The 17,892-nt window shown below is 44.2% G+C and carries 20 protein-coding genes and 2 pseudogenes; 11 read left to right on the top strand and 11 right to left on the bottom strand.

The genetic code is table 11. The features are described from left to right. Positions 1-2: 2 nt before the first annotated feature. The 5 genes from TI10_RS18960 to cpxR form a co-directional block, all read right to left on the bottom strand. Complete coding sequence (locus TI10_RS18960) at positions 3-590, bottom strand: acyltransferase (RefSeq protein WP_049584915.1); 588 nt, start codon at positions 588-590, stop codon at positions 3-5. 18 nt (positions 591-608) lie between these two features. Beyond that, a complete protein-coding gene (locus tag TI10_RS18955; RefSeq protein WP_049584914.1) occupies positions 609-1,658 on the bottom strand; it encodes a Gfo/Idh/MocA family protein in 1,050 nt (349 codons plus the stop codon). Between the two features lie 14 nt (positions 1,659-1,672). Then, positions 1,673-2,983: a nucleotide sugar dehydrogenase gene (locus TI10_RS18950; protein ID WP_049584913.1), complete on the bottom strand. Its 1,311-nt coding sequence runs from the start codon at positions 2,981-2,983 to the stop codon at positions 1,673-1,675. Between the two features lie 401 nt (positions 2,984-3,384). Beyond that, positions 3,385-4,755, bottom strand: a complete 1,371-nt coding sequence (gene cpxA, locus TI10_RS18945; protein WP_049584912.1) for an envelope stress sensor histidine kinase CpxA — start codon at positions 4,753-4,755, stop codon at positions 3,385-3,387. After that, positions 4,752-5,447 carry an envelope stress response regulator transcription factor CpxR gene (cpxR, locus tag TI10_RS18940; protein ID WP_049584911.1) on the bottom strand — a complete coding sequence of 232 codons (696 nt, stop codon included), beginning with the start codon at positions 5,445-5,447 and terminating at the stop codon, positions 4,752-4,754. The genes cpxA and cpxR overlap by 4 nt, the downstream gene beginning before the upstream one ends. 157 nt (positions 5,448-5,604) lie before the next feature. Here cpxR and cpxP point away from each other — a divergent pair, with 157 nt between their 5' ends. Beyond that, positions 5,605-6,096, top strand: coding sequence for a cell-envelope stress modulator CpxP (gene cpxP, locus TI10_RS18935; protein WP_049584910.1), 492 nt, complete (start codon positions 5,605-5,607; stop codon positions 6,094-6,096). Between the two features lie 231 nt (positions 6,097-6,327). Here the strand turns inward: cpxP and TI10_RS18930 are convergent. Then, positions 6,328-6,767: pseudogene (locus TI10_RS18930) on the bottom strand (tyrosine-type recombinase/integrase); the annotation flags it as partial. Between the two features lie 131 nt (positions 6,768-6,898). Here TI10_RS18930 and TI10_RS18925 point away from each other — a divergent pair. From TI10_RS18925 to TI10_RS18910, 4 genes and pseudogenes are all read left to right on the top strand, one after another. Continuing rightward, positions 6,899-7,072, top strand: coding sequence for a hypothetical protein (locus tag TI10_RS18925; RefSeq protein ID WP_155416497.1), 174 nt, complete (start codon positions 6,899-6,901; stop codon positions 7,070-7,072). A gap of 2 nt (positions 7,073-7,074) precedes the next feature. Continuing rightward, positions 7,075-7,974 (top strand): annotated as a pseudogene (locus tag TI10_RS18920) (DNA cytosine methyltransferase); the annotation flags it as partial. 458 nt (positions 7,975-8,432) lie between these two features. After that, positions 8,433-8,768 (top strand): type II toxin-antitoxin system RelE/ParE family toxin, encoded by a 336-nt coding sequence (locus TI10_RS18915; RefSeq protein WP_015836364.1) that lies wholly within the window; start codon positions 8,433-8,435, stop codon positions 8,766-8,768. Between the two features lie 8 nt (positions 8,769-8,776). Continuing rightward, entirely contained in the window at positions 8,777-9,082 is a 306-nt protein-coding gene (locus TI10_RS18910; protein WP_015836363.1) for a helix-turn-helix domain-containing protein, read from the top strand. Between the two features lie 208 nt (positions 9,083-9,290). Here TI10_RS18910 and TI10_RS18905 read toward each other — a convergent pair whose 3' ends face one another. Further along, on the bottom strand, positions 9,291-9,575 hold the full coding sequence (locus TI10_RS18905; protein WP_049584908.1) for a type II toxin-antitoxin system RelE/ParE family toxin: 285 nt from the start codon (positions 9,573-9,575) through the stop codon (positions 9,291-9,293). After that, positions 9,568-9,810: a type II toxin-antitoxin system ParD family antitoxin gene (locus TI10_RS18900; protein WP_049584907.1), complete on the bottom strand. Its 243-nt coding sequence runs from the start codon at positions 9,808-9,810 to the stop codon at positions 9,568-9,570. Before TI10_RS18900 ends, TI10_RS18905 begins: the two co-directional genes overlap by 8 nt. Positions 9,811-10,109: 299 nt before the next feature. Here TI10_RS18900 and TI10_RS18895 point away from each other — a divergent pair, with 299 nt between their 5' ends. The 5 genes from TI10_RS18895 (at position 10,110) to TI10_RS18875 (ending at position 15,010) form a co-directional block, all read left to right on the top strand. After that, the gene (locus TI10_RS18895; RefSeq protein ID WP_049584906.1) at positions 10,110-10,784 is read left to right on the top strand and encodes a CDP-alcohol phosphatidyltransferase family protein; all 675 of its coding nucleotides are present in this window, start codon (positions 10,110-10,112) and stop codon (positions 10,782-10,784) included. Further along, positions 10,777-11,418 carry a lysophospholipid acyltransferase family protein gene (locus tag TI10_RS18890; protein WP_049584905.1) on the top strand — a complete coding sequence of 214 codons (642 nt, stop codon included), beginning with the start codon at positions 10,777-10,779 and terminating at the stop codon, positions 11,416-11,418. The genes TI10_RS18895 and TI10_RS18890 overlap by 8 nt, the downstream gene beginning before the upstream one ends. Beyond that, entirely contained in the window at positions 11,415-12,359 is a 945-nt protein-coding gene (locus tag TI10_RS18885; protein ID WP_049584904.1) for a phosphatidate cytidylyltransferase, read from the top strand. The genes TI10_RS18890 and TI10_RS18885 overlap by 4 nt, the downstream gene beginning before the upstream one ends. Positions 12,360-12,869: 510 nt before the next feature. Further along, a complete protein-coding gene (gene pfkA, locus TI10_RS18880; protein WP_049584903.1) occupies positions 12,870-13,841 on the top strand; it encodes a 6-phosphofructokinase in 972 nt (323 codons plus the stop codon). A gap of 173 nt (positions 13,842-14,014) precedes the next feature. Beyond that, positions 14,015-15,010, top strand: coding sequence for a sulfate ABC transporter substrate-binding protein (locus TI10_RS18875; RefSeq protein WP_049584902.1), 996 nt, complete (start codon positions 14,015-14,017; stop codon positions 15,008-15,010). Positions 15,011-15,060: 50 nt separating this feature from the next. Here TI10_RS18875 and tpiA read toward each other — a convergent pair whose 3' ends face one another. Further along, the gene (gene tpiA / locus TI10_RS18870) at positions 15,061-15,828 is read right to left on the bottom strand and encodes a triose-phosphate isomerase (RefSeq protein ID WP_049584901.1); all 768 of its coding nucleotides are present in this window, start codon (positions 15,826-15,828) and stop codon (positions 15,061-15,063) included. A gap of 123 nt (positions 15,829-15,951) precedes the next feature. Then, complete coding sequence (locus tag TI10_RS18865; protein WP_049584900.1) at positions 15,952-16,560, bottom strand: YiiQ family protein; 609 nt, start codon at positions 16,558-16,560, stop codon at positions 15,952-15,954. Between the two features lie 61 nt (positions 16,561-16,621). On the opposite strand from TI10_RS18865, the gene TI10_RS18860 reads away from it, so the two are divergent. Next, complete coding sequence (locus tag TI10_RS18860) at positions 16,622-17,056, top strand: DUF805 domain-containing protein (protein ID WP_049584899.1); 435 nt, start codon at positions 16,622-16,624, stop codon at positions 17,054-17,056. A gap of 2 nt (positions 17,057-17,058) precedes the next feature. Here TI10_RS18860 and fpr read toward each other — a convergent pair whose 3' ends face one another. Further along, the gene (fpr, locus tag TI10_RS18855; protein WP_049584898.1) at positions 17,059-17,805 is read right to left on the bottom strand and encodes a ferredoxin--NADP(+) reductase; all 747 of its coding nucleotides are present in this window, start codon (positions 17,803-17,805) and stop codon (positions 17,059-17,061) included. Between the last annotated feature and the right edge of the window lie 87 nt (positions 17,806-17,892).

Below are 17,892 nucleotides of genomic sequence, written 5' to 3'. Positions count from 1 at the left end.
AATTATTTTATTCGCACGACACGATTATTTTCTAGCTGATAAATATGGTGAGTATGAGGACAGGTGGCGGTGGCGTGTCCGTGTAGCGGTAAATCTAATTGTTCACCAAATTCACTCATCCAGCCAATCTGTTTAGCCGGCACGCCCACCATCAGGGCATAATCGGGGACGTCTTTATTCACCACCGCGCCGGCGCCAATAAAGGCATAAGCGCCAATGGCGACGCCACAAACAATGGTACAGTTGGCGCCTAAGGTGGCGCCTTTTTTTACCCGCGTGTTTTGATATTCACTTTTTCTTTCAATCAGTGAGCGGGGATTATAAACGTTAGTAAACACCATGCTAGGGCCGCAAAATACCCCGTCTTCCAGATGAACGTTGTCATAAACCGAGACATTATTTTGTATTTTGCAGTGATTGCCGATGGTGACTTGGTTGCCGATAAAGACATTTTGGCCTAAAGAACAGCCTTCGCCAATTTGCGCGCCAGAGCAGACGTGGGTGAAATGCCAGATACGGCTGTTTTTGCCGATTTGGGCCCCATCATCCACGATGGCGCTGGGGTGTATCATTACGTGTTCTGCTGACATGAGACCGGTTCCGTTGATTTAATAGGTTAAAGGCAAAGAAATAGTTTTATTGTCTCTGGCTGACAGATAGGCGGCGATAAGCAGCTCTAAGGATTTTAAGCCTTCCCGGCCATCGGTTATCGGTTTGGCTTCGCCTTTCATCACCTCAATGACATTTTTATAATAAAGCGGATGACCAAATCCGTACACCGACGTGGTTTCGTAATTGGCGGCTTTGACTTGCTGGTCATACTCTTTTTCATCAGCGAAATGCCATGCCTGGATTTCATTGACGGCTAAACCCCCCACTCTGACCGTGCCTTTTTCCCCTAAAATGGTGATTGACCCTTCGAGATTTTGCGGATAAGTGCACATGGTGACGGCCATCGACCCTAATGTGCCATCCCGCCAGCGGATATTGAGCACCCCGGTATCTTCCGTTTCGATATCTAAGTGGGTGGACGTCATGGCCTGAACATCTTTGACCGGGCCGATTAACCATTCAATTAAATCCACATAGTGGCTTGCCTGATTCATGAAGGCGCCGCCATCAAATTCCCAGGTACCCCGCCAGGCGGCCTGGTCATAATAGGCTTGGGGACGGGTCCAGAAAACATTGAGGTGGACCAGATGGATTTTGCCAAACCGTTTTTCGCTGACCGCGCGTTTCAGTAATTGCAGGGTGGCATTTAAGCGGTTTTGTTTGACGACAAAGAGGTGTTTGCCGGCTTTATCGGCGGCTTTAACCATGTTTTCCCCATCAGCCAGCCGGGTTGCCATCGGCTTTTCGGTGACGACATGAAAGCCTTTATCAAAGCAGGCCATCGCCTGTGCGGGATGCAGGCCGGAGGGGGTGGTCAGGATAATGATATCGGCGGTGATGTTATCCAGCATGGTATTTAAGTCGCTAAAACCCGGGACGCCGGTTTTTTCTACCGCCGCGTTTAATGCGTCTTGATCGTTATCACAGACGGCGACTAATTCGGCCGTTTCTTGATGTATTTCCAGCGAATTGAAATGATTTTTAGCGATCCGCCCACAACCGACTAAAGCAAATCTTATCTTTCTGTCTTTGATCATACTCAGCATATCTTATCCTAAAGTTAAGCTTTGATAATATTTGTGTGATTGGGTGAATATTTACCCCGGGTATCGACAATTAATGTGGCGTGGTTGATAATTAATTCATAATCAAATTTATCGTGGTCGGTGGCTAAAATAACGCAGTCGAAGTCTTTGAGACTATTTTCCGTGACAGGCTGGCTGATTAAATTAAAATGATGTTCCCGCATTTTAGGAAAGACGGGGACATGCGGATCGGCATATTCAATATCGGCCCCTAATTCTCTTAATTTTTCCATAATATGTACTGAGGGGCTTTCTCGCATATCATCCACGTTCTTTTTATAGGCGATACCGAGGATTAAGATGCGGCTGCCATTAATGGATTTATTCGCTTTGTTGAGGGCTAATACAGTTTTGGTGACCACATAATCGGGCATGGAAGAATTGACTTCGCCGGAGAGTTCAATAAAGCGGGTATTGATACCGTATTCCCGGGCTTTCCAGGTTAAATAGAAGGGATCAATTGGAATACAGTGACCGCCTAATCCGGGGCCGGGATAATAGGGAACAAAGCCGAAGGGTTTGGTGGCCGCGGCCCGGATCACTTCGTGGATATCAATCCCCATTTTATCGGCAACGAGTTTCATTTCGTTGACTAAGCCGATATTGACCGCCCGATGGATATTCTCCAGGAGTTTTGTCATCTCGGCGGCTTTGGTTGAACTGACGGGAACCACCTGGTCAATCGCGTATTGGTAAACGGCGATACCGGCTTTTAAGCAGTTTTCCGTGTGGCCGCCGATGACTTTAGGAATGGTGCGGGTTTCGAAATCAGGGTTACCCGGGTCTTCTCGTTCGGGTGAATAGACCAGGAAGATATCTTCGCCGACGGTTAACCCGCTTTCTTCAACCCGGGGAAGTAACTCTTCTTCGGTGGTGCCCGGATAGGTGGTGCTTTCTAAGGAGAGGACTTGCCCGGCTCTGAGATACGGTTTTACCCTGTCCGTGGTGTTAATCACGAAACTGATGTCGGGTTCACGGTATTTATTTAACGGCGTGGGGACGCAAAGAATAATGGCGTCGCATTGCGCGATGTGGGTGAAATCGGTCGTGGCTTCGAAGCCGGTCTTGATCGCGTGACTGATTTTGGCCGCGGGAATATGTTCAATGTAACTTTGGCCCTGATTTAATTTATCTGTTTTTTCTTGATCAATATCGAAACCAATGACTTTAAAACCAATATCGTTATATCGGAGCATTAACGGTAAGCCAACATAACCCAGGCCAACAATGGCAATGGTGGCGGTTTTATTATCAAATTTCTCGGTGAGAAGGTTGAGTGAGGACATATTTTGCCTTTTAAGATAATGACTTAAAAATAAAATTTATGAAAATAAGTTACATTTGGTTTTTAATAGGATGCTATTTATTTTCGTAAGTTTTATTTGGCAGGTGAAACTTTAATAGGTTTTTTAAATAGATTGTGTAAGATATATTGCTGAAATAATAAATAAAGTAATAACAAAGCTACCGCACTAGGTTATTGGCTCCCAGAACTCCATGAAATCCTATAGTTTTATCTACTGTTTTGATTTTTTAATGCTTTTGTCTGCTGTAATAGAAAAGCAATTAAAAATAATGTTTTTTAATGAATAACAGGGGAGGTTAAACCGTCAGACTTGCGGGGTCAAGCATAAACAAAGCTTATTTAATTAATTATTTTACTAAATAAGGTTAGCAGAAATCTGTATTACCGGCCATGAAGCGGTAACCAAATGATCAAGCGTAAGCCGCCGAGAGGGCTATCCTCGGCACGGACCCAACCGCGGTGCTGGTTAATCGCGGTTTCAACAATTGCTAAGCCAAGGCCAGTGCCGCCGGATTCCCGATCGCGGGCTTCGTCTGTACGGTAGAAAGGTCGGAATATGTGTTCGCGGTCTTCCGGGTTGACGCCCGGGCCATCATCATCAACGGTAATGGTGATCCCTTGATTATCGGTGTGAAATGCGACCGCAATATGGTGGTGGGAGTAGCGTAAGGCATTACGTACGATATTTTCAAAAGCACTGCCAAGTGCTAATGGGTTGCAGTAAATTGCCCAAGAGCTCGGTGGTAAGGTGGCTTCAAGGGTTTTATCCATCTGTTCAGCTTCGAAGCGGGCATTGTCAAGAATGTCGTTCCATAAATCTGTCATTTTGATGTTTTCTCTCAACAGTTCATTTTTATGCTGACTGCGGGAGAGCACTAACAGATCGTTAATCATGCTGTCTAGCCGTTGGGCTTCTGTCTCAATTCTTTCCAGCTCTTTATTTTCACCATGACGGCGGCGAAGTAATGCTGTTGCAAGCTGTAGGCGGGTGAGAGGCGTGCGTAGTTCATGAGAAATATCGGAAATTAGCCGTTGTTGTGCGGTGACCATTCTTTCCAATACACTGATCATCTGGTTGAAGCTGTTACCGGCGGCCAGAAATTCTTGTGGGCCGGCTTCCAGTTCTGGATGCTGACGTAAATTACCTTTAGCAACATCGTCTGCGGCATTTTTTAATTTGCGGGCAGGTTTAGCCAAACTCCATGCCAGCCATAGTAGGAGCGGCGCACTGATTAACATAGTAGCGGTTAATAGTAATAACGGCCGGTCAAACATCAGATTAATAAAATCCGATTGTGGGCTATTCGCTGGACGAACTAAATAAAGTTGATAATGATCTTCTCCATCTCGAATAGAAAAGGGCCCTAACATTTCAGAGCGACCATATTTTTTCTTTTTCGGGTGATCAGCGTTATCTGATTGTCCGATAAAGTTGCGGACAACTTGCATTTCACTCCTTTGCGCGCCAATAACTCGACCTTCGCTGGTGACCAGTATCAGGCGCTGACCTGGGGGGGCCCATTTTTCAATCGCGCGAAATAAACGGCGCCACCAAAGTAAATCGTTAGCGGGATCTTGAGCTAATTCTGCTTCAATATGTTGTTCCAGCATAACTCCCTGCCGGTATTCATTTTCCAGCAGAGAGGTGAGTTGTCTGGAATCCAGTTTCGGCACCATTAATACCAACATTAGGACTAACGCTAGAGTAAACCAAAAAATTGCGAAAATGCGTGCCGTTAAACTGTTTATCATGTCGCAGAAACCATTAAATATCCTCGGCCGCGTAAAGTCTTAAACCAGGGGAGTCCATCTTCCCGTTCAGGCAATTTACGGCGTAGGTTAGAGATATGCATGTCAATTGCTCGGTCAAATGGAGTGAGCCGTTTGCCTAATACTTCCTGGCTCAAATGTTCACGGGAGACAACTTGGCCTAAATGTTGAGCTAATAGATAGAGCAAAGTAAATTCGGTACCGGTTAAATCGAGAATGAGATTAGCAAAGCTGGCTTCCTGTCGGCCAGGGTTTAATTGCAGGTTATCCACCTGAAGAGTAGGTGGGCCATTGTCTGTTTGTTGTTGCTCACTCCAGTTTGAGCGGCGAAGAATAGCACGTATACGCGCCACTAACTCACGATCATTGAAGGGTTTGGCGAGATAGTCATCCGCCCCTAATTCTAGTCCCAGAACACGATCCAAATCACTTCCCCGCGCTGTCAGCATAATGACCGGAGTTTGGTGGTGTAGCCGAAGCTCCTTCAATGTTGTGATGCCATTTTTACGCGGCATCATAATATCGAGTAGTAGTAGGTCGATCGAATCGTCAAGGAATTTTAATGCCTGCTCTCCGTCATGAGCGATCACAACGTTAAATCCTTCCATTTCAAGTAGTTCTTTTAATAATGATGTCAATTCACGATCATCATCAACTAATAGGATTTTATGCATCGATTACTTCCTCCAAGAGCAAAAATACGATAACAAACTTTGCTATTCCACGACTTTACGTTCTTTTACAAGCTTTTGACGCTAGTTTGCAGCCGCGTAGGTATAGTTGTCCACATTGGACTTAATAGCATCGTTCGGGGAAACGAGGAGTTGTTTAATGCGTAACATAGCAGCGTTAGTTTTAGCGTCAATATTTGTTCTTGGCTCGACAGCATCTTTAGCTGGAACAGTAAGTACAATGCACGCTGCTACGGTACCCGATAATTGTGCGCCTTGCGATTATAAAAAGGTAGGAAACTATCATTATCGTAATAATGATGGTAGTGATAATTACCATATGTTCAGCGGTATCACTTTAACTGAGCAACAGCGTCAACAGATGCGTGATTTGGTCGGGCAGAAACATCAACCGCGTTCATCGATGTCAATGAATCGTACGGAGCGAGAAGAGATGCGCAAGCTGGTCACTGCGAAGAATTTTGATGAAGTGGCAGTAAAAGCTCTGATTGAAAAGATGATCAGATGTAATGTGGAGCATCAGGTAGAAATGGCGCGTATCCATCATCAGATGTACCAACTGTTGACGCCTGAGCAACAAGCACAATTGGAGCAACATTATCGACAGCGTATGTCTCAGTTACCGAACTGATTTGTAATACCCATAGCAGTTAAAGTAGTAGCAAATGAGAATTTTTCCTTGCCATAGACACCATCCCTGTCTTTTCCCCCGCCTTATGGCGGGATTTTTTTATCTGGCTAAGATTAATTCACTTTAAAATCAACCAGATAAAAGTTTTACAAGCAACTGTAAGTAGCGTGGAAATTTCTAAGTGTGGACACTAGTGTGGACACTTTTGAGTGCTACGGTTGCTTGTTACTGCTAAATTTCCATACCGCCATTCAGTGGATTTAACGTGATTGCAAATTGCAAATAGTCGGGTGCCAGATGAGCATACGCCATAGTTTGTTGTATATTGGCATGACCGAGTATTTGTTGCAGTGCAACATTCATCACAAAGTGACTCGCGAATGTGTGGCGTAGAACGTGGGTTGCTTGTCCTTCTGGTAAATCAGGTTTTACTACATGTAGGATCTTGCAGAAATTTCTGTAGTCAACATTGAACAGCTTGCCCATTTTTTTTACCGCGCATTTCTCTCTCCAATTTTTCAGAAATGGGAACGATACGTTGATCTCCATTTTTGGTATTTAGAAAAATTACACGGCCTTTTAATACCTGTTGAGCTACCAGACTTTCCGCTTCCCCCCAGCGCGCCAGTGCTAAGGCAGAGTAGAGCCAGCATTTTTTCCTCTTTATTTAGGCAGTAGTTCTTTAGGCAGTAGTTCTGTCAATAACTGTACGGGGAGTTACGGTACAGTCAGCGGGGGTGAGCGGTTAGTCGAAAAAATTATCGATTATGCGGATTCAATCGGGATGGATTTTTGCCGGGCTATGGCGAAATCATTAATCATTGGGGGAAAAATTAACATTGGTGAACAGTCGTTCAAGTTACAGGCGGATGGCAGCTTTATTCCGATAGAGACGGAGCGGCAGAGAGAGGAACGCCGCGTTGCGTTGCGGCAGCGGATTAAGAATATTGGTGAAATGAGGGAAAACCTATCGTGAATATGCGTTTCGGCTCGGTTTGTTCCGGTATTGAAGCAGTCAGTGTGGCATGGGAATCGCTGGGTATGTCTCCGGCATGGTTCAGTGAAATCGAAAAATTCCCCAGCGCGGTACTGCAATATCACTGGCCTTATGTCCGAAATCTGGGGGATATGACTGAAATCCCCGCCATGATTACCGAAAATCAGGCCGATGCGCCGGATATTCTGGTTGGGGGTACACCCTGTCAGGCGTTCAGCATTGCAGGTCTGCGTAATGGGTTGGACGATGAGTGGGGAAAACTAACATTATCATTCGCGGAGTTGGCAAATGTTATTGATTTCGTCAGAGCAGCAAACGGCGAACAGCCTTCAATTATCGTCTGGGAAAATGTCCCCGGAGTTCTATCCAGTAAAGATAATGCCTTTGGTTGTTTTCTTGCGGGACTTACCGGAGAAGATGAACCATTGCAGCCGTCAAGGAAGAAATGGACGAACTCAGGTTATGTGTCTGGACTACAAAGAGCCGTTGCATGGCGAGTGCTGGACGCTCAATATTTCGGAGTGGCTCAACGACGTCGCCGTGTGTTTGTTGTCGCAAGTGCTCGAACAGATGCCTGTCCCGCAAAAATACTTTTTGAGCCAGGCAGAATGCGCCAGGATTCTGAACCACGCAAAACGGCGGAGAAAGCAATTACCGGAAATGCTGGAAACCGTGTTGTTATCGGTAATCTCTGGGACTCAGAGTTAAACCCGCATCCGACATTAAGCTCAGGTGGTATTGGTATGAGCAATAAGGAGATATTTTCTCAGAGAACCAGCAGATTGGTATCTACGTATCGGTTGCTTTCGTTTGGTGAATACCGGACAGATGATGTTTCATCAGCACTGCGCTCCAGAGATGATAGAAGCGCTACTGATCTAATAGCAACTTATGGGGCTGTGCGCCGTTTCACACCAGTGAAATGCGAAAGACTACAGGGTTCCCGATAATCACACCCAAATTCCGTGGAATGGCAAGGCTTCGGCTGATTGTCCTGATGGTTACCGTTACCGGGCAATCGGAAATTCAATGGCTGTGCCTGTAATGGCATGGATTGGGAAACGAATTTTAATGCAAGCGAGGAATAAATAATGATGCGTTACAACGGAGTATCACTCTAGGAAATGACGAATTATCTCGTTAAATCGAAATTGTTCACTGAAACGACCGGGGCACGATCCCTATGAGGTGGTTGAATATCTGGCGTTGCTGATCCGCATCCGGTGACGGAATGCTGCTTCTTTGGCGAGGCTAGAGATTATTAGCGCAAGGGCTAAGTTAGCCCTTGCGCTAATTTGGCTAAAAGACTATTATTTAGGCATGAATAGGGGATTGCCGAATGTTTGAAATTAAGTTTCATGATGCTTTTAAGGAAGAATTAAAATCACTGCCTGACTCGCTGGAATTGCGTATGGTCGCGTTAATTAAGCGTTTGAGGGAAAACCCAACCAGCCTGAGAGAGCCGCATTCAAAACCGATAGAGGGATATAAAGGGCTGTTTGAGCTGAGAGCAAAAGCCAAAGACGGAATAGCCAGAAGTTTTTTTTGTTATGCCACAGGGAAGAAAATCTATCTGTTACGATGCTTTGTGAAAAAAACTAATGCTACTCCCCTGAATGAACTCAGGATAGCGATTGCGCGGAAAAATGAACTGACAGAACCATCAAGAGATTAAGAGGAAATATGATGCGTGATGACTTAGACCTCTACATTGAGGAAAGAACCAAAGAAAACCCTCGATTTAAAGCCACGTTAGCGGAAGAGGAGAAAGAGCTTGAGTTAGCGATTGAGATGCAGAATATGCTGACTGAATGGCGGAAACATGCTGGGCTGACCAGCGCTCAGGTTGCTGAAAAAATGGGTATCAAACCACCGACTGTATCAAAAATAGAAAGAAATATCGTTAAGGCATCCATTGATACACTCAGTCGCTATGCGCGTGCCTGTGGTGTTAACGATATCAAAATATCCTTATCTTTAACAAAGTGATCGTTTTTTATTCTTTTGTTGCGGGTGCGCAAAGGGGGCATAATCCCCCCGTTTCCCCGCACCAATCCGCAAGATCAAACAAGGATCTCATGCTTCGCCAAGCACCAGTACTGCTGGGCTTTTAACGATTCCTTACAGGTGCATAAAAAGCTTCACATACACCGCGCTGCTGTGGTGCGGTGCAGAGCACAACGTAGCCCCTGCCCGCTCAAAGAAGATAACGGGGGTGATTCATCTGTTGATGAAGGATACGCGCAATCAGAATATCGGTATCCCGGATAGTATAGAAAACCGTGTGGCAGTGAAACTCAACCCGCATTACACCTGGGACAGATGGGTATTCCCTTCCTATATGTGGCATCTCTGCTAGCGTGTCAAAAAATGCTTCCAGTGCTTTCGTATAATGGTCAGCCTGAGCTTCATCGAGCTGCAAAAGTGTATAATCATAAATCCCAGCAAAATCTTCAACAGCCTGATCCGTGAGCTTATACATTATGTCTGCGTTTCCGTTGTTCCGATATATCCCGTAGGGTCAGCGAGCTTTCCCCACTTTCCAAGCCAGCAATAACCGCCTTGCGTACAATCTCATCGTAAGCTTCTTGTTGCTCCAGCAAACGCAGCGCCGAACGTATAACTTCACTGGCATTTCCATAACGGCCACTTTCAATCATGCGCTGTACGAACCTGTCAAGCTGTTCGCCCATACTGACAGTAGTAATTTTTCTCATATCTCACCAATGTATTAATAGTTAATACGTCAAGTGTACAGCAAATCAGGCCGCATTATTAACGTTCTGAAGCCCCGAAAAAATCGGGGCTTATGTCGATGTGGTCAATGTGCGGGCACTTGTTGAAGTAAATTCTATTATTTCAAATTAATCAACAAGGGAAAATTAGCGCGATCTCCGTTTCCCTCCTTCCACCGACAGGTTTTTTTATTGTTGTTATTCTAACCAATCCTGTTTATCTTATTTCATTTAACTTAAGTAGATTTGATTGTTCATTTGTGCTCAAAAAGGGAAAGGATATGTCTGGTAACGAGGTAAAAGATCGGCGTCCGATCAAGACACGCAATGCAGTGTGGGCCGGTAAAATGGCTAAATGGTTGCAATGTAAAGGGGCGACACCAAATGGCATATCTGTTGCCAGCGTTGTTTTTGCTGCATTAGCTGGTGTGTGTTTTGCCGTGTGTTTTTTAGTCGAGTCTTTTTGGTTGACATCAGTTTTATTGATTATTGGCGCCTTGCTTATTCAAGGCCGGCTAATGTGTAATTTATTGGATGGCATGGTCGCTGTTGAAGGGGGATTGAAGACGGCTGCCGGTACTGTTTTTAATGATCTTCCTGATCGTATTGCTGATTCTTTTATTCTGATTGGGGTGGGGTATGGTTTAACACTTTTTCCATTTGCGATTTCTCTTGGCTGTATTGCCGCATTATTAGCTGTTTTGACCGCTTATATTCGCTTGTTAGGTGGGACTTGTGGTTTACCTCAGCGTTTCCTTGGGCCGATGGCAAAACAGCATCGAATGGCATTAATTACCGTGAGTTCAATTGTTGCTGCTTTTTTACCTCAGTTATGGGGCCAGTATCTTTTATTGGCGGTATTAGTCGTTATCACGTTGGGTTGTCTCTGGACATGTGTTCGGCGAACCAGAGTCATATTGGGTGAATTACAAGAGAAGGATGCTTGTAATGAATAGACCACAAGAAGTGACGCTGGTAAGTAAAGGTATGGGTTCGTTTCTGTCTGGGCTTTGCCGTTTGTTAACAGGAGTGAGGATTCGTTGGATTGGGTGTAAGCCGTCGGTAGCTTCCCGAATTTATTATGCTAATCATAGCAGTCATCTGGATGGGTTAGTTATCTGGGCCGGGTTTCCTCGGGTGCTACGTTCTCGGGTGCATCCAGTTGCTGCTCGTGATTATTGGAGTAAAACTTATCTGCGTAAATATTTTATTAATAAAGTTTTTCGGGCTGTGCTTATTGATCGTAAAGGAGAGGATTGTTTAAAGGGAAATACCCTGACGCCAATGGAAGATGTATTAAAACGAGGGGAGTCTTTGATTTTATTCCCAGAGGGGACGCGAGGAAGTGGGGAACAAATTAATAAGTTTAAAGGTGGTCTATATTATTTAGCGAAGAAATATCCTGATGTTGAACTTATTCCAGTTTATCTTGAAAATTTAAATAGGGTTTTGCCAAAAGGCTCGGCACTTGTTGTTCCTGTTATTTGTTCTGCAACATTTGGTCAACCTTTGGAAAAATTAGGTGTAAAAGAAGAAAAAGCTGATTTTTTACAGCGAGCTCGTTTGGCATTGGAGGCGTTAATATTATGATCATGCTTAATAAGCAACTGTTGCTATTGATGGGAGGCATGTTCGTACCATTAATTATTGCCAGTATTGTTGGGGCAATATTGGCCTCCAAATATTCAGGGGATAAGAATAATCCAGCAATCGATAACCTAAATGCCCGCATTCGCGGTTGGTGGATGATGTGCATTGTTTGTGTGTTGGCAGTTATTATTGGGCCAGTCGGCTCAGTTTTATTATTTGCAAGTATGTCATTTTTTGCCTTACGGGAATTTTTTACTTTGACGCCAACGCGGCGAAGTGACCATGAAGCCATGTTTTGGTGTTTCTTTATTTTTATGCCATTACAGTATGTTGCAGTTGGTATTCAGTGGTATGGCGTATTTTCTATTTTTATTCCTGTTTATGTGTTTCTATTTTTACCTGCCCGTATCGCATTAGCCGGGGATACGACTAACTTTCTGGAACGGACTGCCAAAATACAGTGGGGTATGTTAGTTGCTGTATTTTGTATTAGCCATGCTCCCGCTTTATTGATGTTAGATATTCCAGGCTATGAGGGGGAAAATGTCGAGTTATTGTTGTTTTTAATGATTGTGGTGCAGATGTCGGATGTTTTGCAGTATGTGTTTGGTAAATTGTTTGGTAAACATCCTATTGTGCCTAAATTGAGTCCGAATAAAACTGTTGAAGGTTTTGTTGGTGGCATTTTGGTTTCAGTGTTATTAGGAATGTCACTTTATTGGGTAACGCCATTTTCTCCGTGGGAGGCTGGCTTGATGTCGTTAGCCATTACATTGATGGGCTTTATTGGTGGATTATGTATGTCGGCGATAAAACGTGATAGTGGCATTAAAGATTTCGGCGAAATGATTGAAGGGCATGGCGGTATGTTAGATCGGATCGATTCGTTATGTTTTGCCGCTCCGGTCTTTTTCCACCTGACACGTTATTTTTATACATAGAGGTTAAATAAAAGATCATTTAAAGGCGCTTTTAAATGATCTAATGTCGAATTATATAGTTTATGAGGTGAGCAGCAATGGGATTATCTTGCTTGTTATTGCTATTGGTAAGCGGGCCGGAGATGTGGTTTATGCCCTCGCCAATGAACGGTAAAACGCACAGCGTATCTTGTTGGCATTAGCAAAAAACGCTGTAAATTCTTATCCAGTGTGGATGGGGGATATGCAAGAACGGGATTTCTCAGAGGTTGATTGATGAACGTAAGAGCTATGGAGGCATATTAAATGACTTTTTAGTCAACTTGATCTCAAAAAAGAGACTCAGTGTTAATGCAGACTTAGTTTTTTACCGTATTATATAAAGAGTTGAATCAATTCAGCCTGATTGTTTCAGTACGCTGGGCGATAACAGGTTAAGAAAAAGCGGATTTCAGTTCAGGCAAAGTGATTGCATATGGAGTCCGCCATTAGCGGGTTTGCAATTATTACATCTACAAGTCAGGGGTCATCATGAGTAATGAGATCAAAAGAATCGGTGTCTTAACGAGTGGCGGTGATGCGCCAGGTATGAATGCAGCTATTCGTGGTGTGGTTCGTGCGGGATTAACCGAAGGGTTGGAAGTTTTCGGTATTTATGATGGCTATCTTGGCTTGTATGAAAACCGCATGAAGAAACTTGACCGCTTTAGTGTATCCGACATGATTAACCGTGGCGGCACTTTTCTAGGTTCAGCCCGTTTCCCTGAGTTTAGGGATGAGAAGGTTCGTACTGTCGCTATTGAGAATATGAGAAAAAGCGGTATCGATGCTCTGGTCGTTATCGGCGGTGACGGTTCCTATCTTGGTGCGAAGAAACTAACAGAAGCGGGTTTTCCTTGTATCGGTCTACCGGGCACCATCGATAATGATGTGGCGGGTACTGACTATACCATCGGCTATTTCACTGCGCTGGAAACGGTGGTTGAGGCGATTGACCGTCTGCGTGATACTTCGACTTCCCATAAACGTATTTCCATTGTTGAAGTAATGGGCCGTTATTGTGGAGATCTCACTTTGTCAGCCGCTATTGCAGGCGGTTGTGAGTTTATCGTTCTGCCGGAAGTCTCGTTTAGTTGTGATGAGCTCGTGGCTGAAATTAAAGCGGGTATCGATAAAGGTAAACGCCACGCCATCGTTGCAATTACCGAGCATGTTTGTGATGTCTATGAACTTGCGAGACATATCGAAAAAGAGACGCATCATGAGACCCGTGCTACAGTTTTAGGTCATATTCAGCGTGGTGGTTCCCCGGTTGCCTATGATCGTATTCTGGCTTCCCGTATGGGAGCATATTCCATTCAATTACTGTTGGAAGGTTATGGTGGTCGTTGTGTTGGTATTCAGAACGAGAAACTTGTTCATCATGACATCATTGATGCAGTGCAGAATATGAAACGCGTGTTTAAACAGGATTGGTTGGAAACCGCGAAAAAGCTATATTGATCACGTCAATACCGGCAAATCTCAATCTGTTGCAGCCTCTTTGGAGGCTGTAATGTCTCCTTAGTATATTCCTATCACATATAAATAAATGCTTTTAATTATTTCTGAGTGATAACGCTTTCTGTCAGCCTTGAATGTCATAACCGTTAAAAATAGTTTGTGGAGAGATTCAAGTGAGAGTCAGATGGCATGTAGCATTGGCGTTACTATTGATTACCAGTAGCAGCGTATGGGCAAAAGATCTTCAACTTCTTAATGTTTCCTATGATCCAACCCGCGAGTTATATCAGCAGTATAATCAGGCTTTTAGTGCTTATTGGCAGCAGAAGACAGGGGATAAAGTGATAATCCGGCAATCTCATGGTGGTTCGGGTAAACAGGCAACTTCTGTTATTAATGGCCTTGAGGCGGATGTGGTGACACTGGCTTTGGCCTATGATGTGGATGCCATTGCGGAACGTGGCCGGATAGCGAAGGCGTGGATTAAGCGTTTGCCAGAAAATTCGGCCCCCTACACTTCAACCATTGTTTTTTTAGTGCGGAAAGATAATCCAAAACAAATTAAAGATTGGTCAGATTTAGTTCGTCCGGGTGTATCTGTTGTGACGCCTAATCCAAAAACATCAGGCGGCGCACGTTGGAATTATCTGGCTGCATGGGGTTATGGGTTGATTCATAACAATCAGGATCAGGACAAAGCGAAAGCATTTGTTAAAGCCCTTTACCAGAATGTTGAAGTGCTCGATTCTGGCGCAAGAGGAGCGACCAGTACTTTTGTTGAGCGTGGAATCGGTGATGTATTAATTGCCTGGGAGAATGAAGCATTATTAGCAATTAATGCGCTTGATAAAGATAAATTCGAAATTGTGACACCTAGCCTTTCAATCTTGGCTGAGCCGACGGTTTCTGTTGTTGATAAGGTGGTTGATAAACGTCATAGCCGTGAGCTAGCAACAGAATATCTGCAATACCTTTACTCTCCCGTTGGACAGGAGATAGCGGCTAAAAATTATTATCGGCCACGTGATAAAGCGGTTGCTGATAAGTACCGTTCCTCTTTTCCTGCATTGGAATTATTTACTGTCGATAACGTATTCGGCGGCTGGGGAAAAGCGCAAAAAGTGCATTTTGCGACGGGCGGTGTGTTTGATGAGATTATTCAACGCTAAAAATGAATAACCGCCGTAGGTATACGGCGGTCAATTATCATTAAAATGAATTATGCTTTTTTCGCAGCGGCTGCGGCTTTTACTATAACAGCGAAAGCATCAGCTTTTAGGGATGCGCCACCAACTAATGCACCGTCAATGTCTGGTTGAGCAAAGAGTTCAGTAGCATTATCTGCGTTCACAGAGCCACCGTACTGGATAATGACCTGTTTTGCGATTACTGCATCTTTTTGTGCAATATGATCACGGATAAATTTATGCACAGCCTGAGCTTGCGCTGGCGTCGCTGATTTGCCTGTACCAATTGCCCAAACAGGTTCGTAAGCGATGACCGCACCTTGGAATGCTTCTGCTCCCACTGTGTTCAGAACTGCATCAATTTGCCTTGCGCATACGGTTTCAGTCTGACCTGCTTCATTTTCCTGTTCAGTTTCGCCGATGCACAAAACAGGGATTAGACCTTGTTGTTTAAGAATGGCAAATTTTTTTGCAATGAATTCGTCACTTTCTCGGTGGTAAGTACGGCGTTCAGAATGGCCGATGATAATGTATTCTGCGCCAATGTCTTTCAACATTGAGGCGGAAGTTTCACCGGTAAATGCACCAGATAGGTTAACGTCAACATCCTGTGCGCCTAGGGCAATACGGCTGCCAGCCAACGCTTGTTTAGCCTGAGAGAGATAAAGTGCTGGTGGCGCGATAGCGACGTCACAGCCGGTAACACTGCTTAGTTCTTTACGCAGGCCAGTGATAAGTTCGTTTACCATATGGGTACTGCCATTCAATTTCCAGTTACCCATCACCAATGGATGTCGCATGTTTTTTCCTCCAACCAGAGAAGTTTAAGTAGTGAGCTGAATTTAGGATCGATTCGGTAGATCTAATGCTCCACAGTATAGTGATCATTGCAAGCAATAGCTTTTTTTTATTACTAATCTTGATTAGTTATCAGGTTCAGAGAGCCATAGCTTAATCGGTTCAATAGCGAAAGTAAGTGTTTTTTCGCTACTATTTACCACAATATAGCGAATGGCTCCGATGTTCTGGCTGTAAAATAGCGATTTTTTGCCGTTTCTGAGCAAATTATCAATATTCTCTTTGCTTTGTTCCTGTGAAAGCGTCGGGTTAAAATGGCGCATCAGGGCTGTCATGTACTGCTCTGCTAGAATTTGGTTTTGCTGAGTTTCAGCGGTATTTTCCGATGGTAGTAATGTCAGTTGCAGACTTTTTATTTTTTCACTTCCTCGCTCAAGTACGGCGGAAGAATAAAGTTTTTCATTAATTTTGCTGGCTGCTCGTGTCAATGGCAGATAAATGTTTTTACTTATGATTACCCGATATTCGCGTAGTGGCAATGTCGGGTTGCGGCGATTATATTTTTCGCGAAATCGCGGAATAGTTTCATCGAAGGAAGGGGCATTCGGCAGAAGATAGGTCGCTTGTACTGTGGGTTCTGTGGTTGTGGGTTTATCAGCATTGGCTACCAATGGTAAACCGACAATGCTTGCCGCTAATATTATGGTTAGAAATTTATTAACGTCCGTTTTCATGTTGCCGCTCGCTTAGGTTAAACTGCGCTGAGAAACAGAATACACGATTGGAAAAGAATAGATGACATTACAACAATGGGGTTTTTCATTCAAAGGACGAATTGGACGGCGTGAATTCTGGATTGGCATTGGTGTTTGCCTGGCCTTGATGTTTGTTATCTTGACTATTCAGGGAATGAATTCTTTGATCATGCACTATGCTGTTTTTGCGCTTGTCTTGGTGATGTATCCCGCAGCAGCAATGATGGTTAAGCGTTTGCATGACCGAAATAAGCGGGGAGGTTGGTCGCTGCTTTTATTACTGGCAGGGTTGTTGATCGCTGTTGATTGGGGTGGCATGGCGCCATTCTGGCAATGGGGGATTGGCCGTTTTATCCCCACATTGATCATTGTAATGATGGTGCTTGATTGCGGTGTATTCCGTGGTACGGATGGGCCAAACCGGTTTGGTGAGACGACAGAGAAAGTGGATTTTATTTCTGCCAAAGATGACTGAAATTACCAATATTGCTCACTGGTGATATGCCCCGGTTTGCGGCGTAAGTGTTTCGTCATGCCACGCTGCTCTTTTAGCAGTTGTTGGGTGTCTTTCACCATTTGAGGGTTACCGCATAACATAATATGGCTGTTGTCGTTTTTCATCGTAAGCCCGACAGCAGCCTCAAGTTCTCCGTTCTCGATAAGTGCCGGGATACGGCCAGTCAATGAGCCGGGGTTTTGTTCACGGCTGACAATAGTTTGAATTCGTAGCTTGCCATTGAAATGCTCAACTAATTGCTGCATTAAGGGCAGATAGCTTAAATCTTGTGTTAGTCTGACTGCATGCACCAATACGATATTCTCAAATCTTTCCAGATAGTCCCCTTGTTGAAGAATTGAAAGATAGGGGCCAATGGCTGTTCCCGTTGAAAGCATCCATAATGTTTTGCAATCAGGTATTTCATCAAGAATAAAAAAGCCTGCGGCTTGTTCTGTCACTAATAGATTATCACCAGGTTGCAACGCTGCTAATTGCGGACTGAGTTTGCCTTCAGGAACCGTAACTAAATAAAATTCAAGATTATTATCTGTCGGAGCGTTAACGTAAGAGTAGGCCCGTTGCACCCGTTCATCATCTATTTCTATTGCCAGTTTTGCAAACTGACCTGCGGTGAATTCTTCAACCGGTGCATGCATCCTGATGCTGAATAAGGTATTCGTCCAGTGAATAACTTGTGTGACTTTTCCTGTAACCCAGTTTGCCATTGGAACTTATCTCCTATCCTGAAAGAAATCCCCGAACCGTTTGTTTTTACATCGTTATTTTAGTCCATAGAGATAAATACCATTATC

It is taken from the genome of Photorhabdus luminescens subsp. luminescens (assembly GCF_001083805.1).
In the GTDB taxonomy this organism is placed as follows: Bacteria; Pseudomonadota; Gammaproteobacteria; order Enterobacterales; family Enterobacteriaceae; genus Photorhabdus; species Photorhabdus luminescens.
Note: the sequence above shows the minus strand (reverse complement) of the source record. Positions and strands in the feature narration are given on the sequence as shown.

Bases quoted from the DNA above. Each gene is read 5' to 3' on its own strand.
- TI10_RS18960 (WP_049584915.1), bottom strand. From the start codon at position 590: ATGTCAGCAGAACACGTAATGATACACCCCAGCGCCATCGTGGATGAT.
- TI10_RS18955 (WP_049584914.1), bottom strand. From the start codon at position 1,658: ATGCTGAGTATGATCAAAGACAGAAAGATAAGATTTGCTTTAGTCGGT.
- TI10_RS18950 (WP_049584913.1), bottom strand. From the start codon at position 2,983: ATGTCCTCACTCAACCTTCTCACCGAGAAATTTGATAATAAAACCGCC.
- cpxA (WP_049584912.1), bottom strand. From the start codon at position 4,755: ATGATAAACAGTTTAACGGCACGCATTTTCGCAATTTTTTGGTTTACT.
- cpxR (WP_049584911.1), bottom strand. From the start codon at position 5,447: ATGCATAAAATCCTATTAGTTGATGATGATCGTGAATTGACATCATTA.
- cpxP (WP_049584910.1), top strand. From the start codon at position 5,605: ATGCGTAACATAGCAGCGTTAGTTTTAGCGTCAATATTTGTTCTTGGC.
- TI10_RS18925 (WP_155416497.1), top strand. From the start codon at position 6,899: ATGGCGAAATCATTAATCATTGGGGGAAAAATTAACATTGGTGAACAG.
- TI10_RS18915 (WP_015836364.1), top strand. From the start codon at position 8,433: ATGTTTGAAATTAAGTTTCATGATGCTTTTAAGGAAGAATTAAAATCA.
- TI10_RS18910 (WP_015836363.1), top strand. From the start codon at position 8,777: ATGATGCGTGATGACTTAGACCTCTACATTGAGGAAAGAACCAAAGAA.
- TI10_RS18905 (WP_049584908.1), bottom strand. From the start codon at position 9,575: ATGTATAAGCTCACGGATCAGGCTGTTGAAGATTTTGCTGGGATTTAT.
- TI10_RS18900 (WP_049584907.1), bottom strand. From the start codon at position 9,810: ATGAGAAAAATTACTACTGTCAGTATGGGCGAACAGCTTGACAGGTTC.
- TI10_RS18895 (WP_049584906.1), top strand. From the start codon at position 10,110: ATGTCTGGTAACGAGGTAAAAGATCGGCGTCCGATCAAGACACGCAAT.
- TI10_RS18890 (WP_049584905.1), top strand. From the start codon at position 10,777: ATGAATAGACCACAAGAAGTGACGCTGGTAAGTAAAGGTATGGGTTCG.
- TI10_RS18885 (WP_049584904.1), top strand. From the start codon at position 11,415: ATGATCATGCTTAATAAGCAACTGTTGCTATTGATGGGAGGCATGTTC.
- pfkA (WP_049584903.1), top strand. From the start codon at position 12,870: ATGAGTAATGAGATCAAAAGAATCGGTGTCTTAACGAGTGGCGGTGAT.
- tpiA (WP_049584901.1), bottom strand. From the start codon at position 15,828: ATGCGACATCCATTGGTGATGGGTAACTGGAAATTGAATGGCAGTACC.
- TI10_RS18865 (WP_049584900.1), bottom strand. From the start codon at position 16,560: ATGAAAACGGACGTTAATAAATTTCTAACCATAATATTAGCGGCAAGC.
- TI10_RS18860 (WP_049584899.1), top strand. From the start codon at position 16,622: ATGACATTACAACAATGGGGTTTTTCATTCAAAGGACGAATTGGACGG.
- fpr (WP_049584898.1), bottom strand. From the start codon at position 17,805: ATGGCAAACTGGGTTACAGGAAAAGTCACACAAGTTATTCACTGGACG.